5 protein-coding genes are annotated in these 3,699 nt (G+C 34.6%); all 5 read left to right on the top strand.

The features are described from left to right. Window positions 1-76: 76 nt before the first annotated feature. A complete protein-coding gene (locus tag NEH74_RS00875) occupies window positions 77-628 on the top strand; it encodes a biotin transporter BioY (RefSeq protein WP_055242179.1) in 552 nt (183 codons plus the stop codon). Between the two features lie 357 nt (window positions 629-985). Beyond that, window positions 986-2,752, top strand: coding sequence for a helicase-related protein (locus NEH74_RS00880; protein WP_055305896.1), 1,767 nt, complete (start codon window positions 986-988; stop codon window positions 2,750-2,752). A 278-nt stretch (window positions 2,753-3,030) separates the two neighbouring features. Then, entirely contained in the window at window positions 3,031-3,228 is a 198-nt protein-coding gene (locus tag NEH74_RS00885) for a hypothetical protein (protein WP_055305897.1), read from the top strand. A gap of 126 nt (window positions 3,229-3,354) precedes the next feature. Continuing rightward, window positions 3,355-3,507, top strand: coding sequence for a hypothetical protein (locus NEH74_RS00890; RefSeq protein WP_156344119.1), 153 nt, complete (start codon window positions 3,355-3,357; stop codon window positions 3,505-3,507). Then, on the top strand, window positions 3,500-3,699 hold a 200-nt coding region (locus NEH74_RS13655; RefSeq protein WP_411040357.1), incomplete at its 3' end, for an IS66 family transposase. The genes NEH74_RS00890 and NEH74_RS13655, both read left to right, overlap by 8 nt.

Genomic DNA, 3,699 nt, shown 5'->3' on the forward strand with positions numbered 1-3,699 from the left:
TTTAACTATTTTGTTTATAAGTGAAACAAAACGCTGATTATTAGGTGATTTACGAATCAAAAAGTGAGGGATAGTCATGAAAACAAAGGATTTAACGAAAATGGCAATTTGTATAGCCTTACTGAGTGTATCGTCGTATTTATCATTTCCATTACCATTTACACCAACGATGGTTACCGCACAAACAATTATGATTAATGTAAGTTCGTTACTACTCACGCCACAACAAGTATTTATAACTGTAATGTTATATCTTTTGATGGGGTTGCTTGGATTTCCAGTTTTCGCAGGAGGCGGTTCAGGATTAGCTTATATTGTAAGTCCAAGTGGAGGCTTCCTCTTAGCCTTTTTAATAGCTGCTCCTGTCATAAGTCTTATGAGGCAAAAAGTAGCCGTTAACTTTAAACGTTATTTACAAGTGACAGTCTTTATTGGGATGCCAATTATTTATTTCATAGGTGCTGTTTGGATGAGTGTGGTTACCCATATGGGATTGATTGCGACATTAAATGCTGCGGTTCTTCCTTTTGTGATTGGCGATACGCTGAAGTGTATCATTGCTAGTACACTAGCCTTGCGATTAGAAAGATTAACTTCTAGTACAAAATGGGTGACTTCCTATGAATAGCGTTTCATTCTATGGATGAAAATAGAACTCGTACTAGTGGATATCAATGTAAAAAGATGAGAGCAATCTAAATAACTCTCATTTTTTTCCATATAAATGATCTCATGTTATCTATTATTTTTAAAATAATGCTATGTTTAAGTATAGGGTTGAAATTTTATAAACGTTAAAGACCACAAGTTTTTTCAGTCTTTAATGAATATACTCTAAACATTGTTTGGCGTTATTAGGAAAGAAAATTAGATTTTATGATGGTATCGAAACGTCGATGCATCGTTTGATTTTTTATGTTGAAAAACGACTCTTTTTGAGCGATGATTTTTATAAAATGGTTCATCCTATAAATAGGTGATAAAAGTGAAAAAAAATCGCAAAGATAATCGAGAGTTTAAACAATTAAAAGAGCAATTAATCGGGACACGTCAAGTCGTTAAGCATACAAAAATCGGAAACCTTTGGACACATGAATCAGCGGTCCGAAAAAAGCTAAAGCAACTTTCTCAGATGGATGGTCGCTCCATTAAAGGGTTTGATAACTTGGTGATGGATTATCGTGAGCTTCTTGATGAGATTTCACAACGACTACTTGCAGATTATAATGAAAAGAACCAAACGCAATTTGATTTTGAGGAAATCATTCAAGAATATGAAGCCGAATATTTATCATCGGGTATTTTAACTGCTCTTGTGAGTAGTCATATTCCATCGCTGATGGCAGAGGCTTTTCAAACACATTTCCCACATAACCCTAAGGATGAATATCCAGAAGCAAGGGCGTTAAAACGAAAAGTCTACCTCCATTTAGGCCAAACAAATACTGGAAAAACATATCAAGCCATTCAACGATTAAAACAAAGTACAAATGGAATTTATTTAGCGCCCTTAAGAATTTTAGCGTTAGAGATTTTTGAGCGTTTGAATGAAGAAGGTATTTCATGTGATTTATTAACAGGTGAAGAAGAAGTACTCATTGAAGGTGCGAATCATCAAAGTTCGACCATCGAAAAACTAAACCTTAATGAGACGTATGAAGTTGCTGTGATAGATGAAATCCAAATGATTGGTGATTCTCAACGCGGGGCAGCATGGACACGGGCTTTACTTGGTTTAAGATGTCCTGAAATTCATTTGTGTGGTGCACTCAATTCAAAAGAGGTACTAGTGGAAATTTTAAAGGATTGCGGGGATGACTATGAAATTATTGAGTACATACGTCAAGTTCCACTTGAGATTGTTAAAGAGCCCTTTAAGTTAAGTGATGCGCAAGTTGGAGATGCCTTTATTCTATTTTCTAAACGAAAAGTATTAGAGTTAGCAAAGTTCTATCGTGAAAGTGGAATTAAAGCGAGTGTCATTTATGGTGATTTACCACCGGAAGTTCGTAAAATGCAGTATCATGAGTTTATTGATCATGAAAATATAATCTTAGTGTCAACTGATGCTATTGGAATGGGGGTGAACTTACCTATTCGACGTATTATTTTTATGAACCTTCAGAAATTTGATGGAGAAGAGGAGCGTTGGTTGACTTCTCAAGAAGTAAAACAGATTGCAGGACGTGCTGGACGAAAAGGACTTTATGAGGTAGGTTACGTGTGTGCTTATGGAAAAGGCTACTCATTTTTAAAAGAGAAAATCGAGATGGAAGATCCTCTTATTGAAGAGGTGGTTATGGGGCCAAGTGAAGCTATTTTAGAAATTGAAGGATTACCATTAAAAGAGAAACTAGCTCTTTGGAGTACAACCACTATAGAACTCGAATGGTATCGTAAAATGGATATCAGAGACTATATTTTAATTTTAGATAAAATTAGAAAATACCAGTTAAGTGAACACGATCAATGGAGTATTATGAAACTACCAATCGATGTTCATAATGAGGAGATTATCGCAACCTTACTTGCCTATATTGAGAATTATTTTATTCAAGATCAGGATGAACTTCCAAAACCTTATCAAAAAGAAGAAAGTTTACGAACACTTGAAACGTATTATCAGAAAGTAAATCTGTATTACTCTTTCTGTAAAAATTTCGACATTCCCTTTGATTTAGACTGGGTATATGAAGAACGACTTCGAGTAAGTGAACGAATCAATGAATTTTTAGTAAATGGTAAATATTAAAGAAAAAAGATGATATAAGTAATAATAGGTGAGAAATTAAATACTGAAAAATAATAAAAAGAAGCAACAGCTCCTTAAAAAAGAACCTATAAGATAGATACTTGAAAAAGTGTGAGCTTATAGGTTCTTTTATTGTAACTATTCAGCCACCAAGTAAACAACATCCGTTTCTTGGTGGTTTTGTTAATGATATGTAGTTCTATTGACCTACTTACCTACTTGTAAAATTTGAGTTATAATATCCTTACTATTCCAACTTTAGAAGAAGGTGTCATCTCATGTCAGAATCTGAAATCATCAAAGTTTATCAGGAGGGGATTCAATCCGTTATTAGTTTAGTTCAAGGACTTTCCACTCAAATCTCTGAGTTATCTCAGACTGTTTCAGATTTAGATGCTCGCCTTAAAAAACTTGAAAAACAATCAAATAAAACAAGTAAAAACAGTAGTGGGTTCCCTGCCATTTATCGTCGATAAATGTTTCTACCACTAGTAGGGTAATGACCTCCCTCAACCGATGGTTTCAAAAAGACAAAAAGTTTACGTCAACCTTCAAACAAAAAAACGGGTGGTCAAGTCGGGCATAAAGGTTCAACCTTAAAAATGGTAGAAAATCCGAATCATGTTGTGACACATCATCAACAAACTTGCCAAGGGTGTGGATGCCGTTTGGAAGATGTTAAGCCTGAAAAAACGATGAAGCGTCAAGTCTTCGATTTATCCTCCTTAAACTTTCAAAGGAACCGTCATCCATGATCATTGGACACCGTATTTTAAATATGATGATTGCACTCATGCTTTATGTAACGTTCATCATTTAAGAGAATTCAAAGGAATCATCGAGTTTGAGAACCAACAGTGGGCAAAAAACATGACGAAATTATTACTTGAAGCTAAAACTTATTCAGAAGAGACGGAATATCCTTTACTGTATATTGCAAGTGAAAA

The organism is Turicibacter sp. GALT-G1, assembly GCF_025594995.1.
GTDB lineage: Bacteria > Bacillota_I > Bacilli_A > MOL361 > Turicibacteraceae > Turicibacter > Turicibacter bilis.

Bases quoted from the DNA above. Each gene is read 5' to 3' on its own strand.
- NEH74_RS00875 (WP_055242179.1), top strand. From the start codon at position 77: ATGAAAACAAAGGATTTAACGAAAATGGCAATTTGTATAGCCTTACTG.
- NEH74_RS00885 (WP_055305897.1), top strand. From the start codon at position 3,031: ATGTCAGAATCTGAAATCATCAAAGTTTATCAGGAGGGGATTCAATCC.
- NEH74_RS00890 (WP_156344119.1), top strand. From the start codon at position 3,355: ATGGTAGAAAATCCGAATCATGTTGTGACACATCATCAACAAACTTGC.